Origin of the sequence: Streptomyces sp. MBT65 (assembly GCF_016612545.1) — a bacterium.
In the GTDB taxonomy this organism is placed as follows: Bacteria; Actinomycetota; Actinomycetes; order Streptomycetales; family Streptomycetaceae; genus Streptomyces.
Map to the genome: position 1 here is coordinate 1 of NZ_JAENRY010000728.1, position 1,046 is coordinate 1,046.

Below are 1,046 nucleotides of genomic sequence, written 5' to 3' on the forward strand. Positions count from 1 at the left end.
GTTCCGGGTGGCGGTATCTGGGGCGGAACCGGTGCCAGGGGGAGAGGGCGTACTCGTACGCCACCGAGCGCACCCAGCCGGCCGGGTCGCGGTCGACCGCCACCTCGGGCCAGCGCTGCCAGGCGACCTGGAAGGCCCGCTCGACGGACTCCCGCGCCAGTTCGCGCCGCCCGGTCAGCAGATAGGCCTGGCGTACCAGGGCGGGGGCGCAGAACGCGTAGAGCGCGTCGAAGGCCTGAGCGGGTGTCAGGGGTGGGCGGGGCGGTTCCTCGATCGGTACGGGCACCAGCACCGGTTCAGGTTCGGGTTCGGGCGCGGGTGCCGGGGTGTCGACGACCTCGGCCTGCCGCTCCTGCGGCTCCTGTTGAAGCTCCGGCACGGTCTCTTCTTCCGGCTGAACGTCTTTACTCAGGCTGGTGAGCAATGTCGCGTACGCCTCCCGCTTCCGGCCGCGTGGTGTGGTGCGGCCGGTCTCCCACGAGCGCACCGTCTCGCGGCTGACGCCCATCCGCGCCGCGACCTGAGCCTGTGTCAGCGAGCCTGCCTCGCGCAGGCGTCGGCGTTCTTTGGGCGGGGGGAGCGGGGTTGCAGGGGGCTGCGTCACCGGACGCCCTTTCGTACGAAAAAGTACATAAATGTATATTGAGCGACACTTCGGAGGTTCGCCTGTTACGACGAGAAAGCGCGTGTCGTTGGGAGCATGGCGGTCGTGATGCCGATGACCCACCGCCGACCGTCGTTGTCGCCCCTGCTCACCCGGATGCGCGACCGATCCCCCGGACTGGCCGCCAGCCTCTTGGGTGGCGCGGTCGCGGCGGGGCTCGGGCTCGGCTCGTTCGCGGTGCTCGTGATGATGCTGTGGATCAGCTCGCCGTACCCGGACAGCGGACCCGGCGGCGCCCTGCACATCGCCGCCGCCCTGTGGCTGCTGGCGCACGGCGTCGAACTGGTCCGCTCCGACACCCTCTCCGGAGTCCCGGCCCCCGTGGGCGTCACCCCGCTGCTCCTCCTCGCCGTGCCGCTGTGGCTGCTGCACCGGGCGGCCC

General features: G+C 71.1%; 2 protein-coding genes. One reads left to right on the forward strand and one right to left on the reverse strand.

Annotated elements, in window-relative coordinates; all coding sequences use genetic code 11:
* On the reverse strand, nucleotides 1–604 hold a 604-nt coding region (locus JHN63_RS51835), incomplete at its 3' end, for a helix-turn-helix domain-containing protein (protein ID WP_200692048.1).
* 96 nt (nucleotides 605–700) lie between these two features.
* On the opposite strand from JHN63_RS51835, the gene JHN63_RS51840 reads away from it, so the two are divergent.
* A partial coding sequence (locus JHN63_RS51840) for a DUF6350 family protein (protein WP_234478983.1) occupies nucleotides 701–1,046 on the forward strand: 346 nt, incomplete at its 3' end.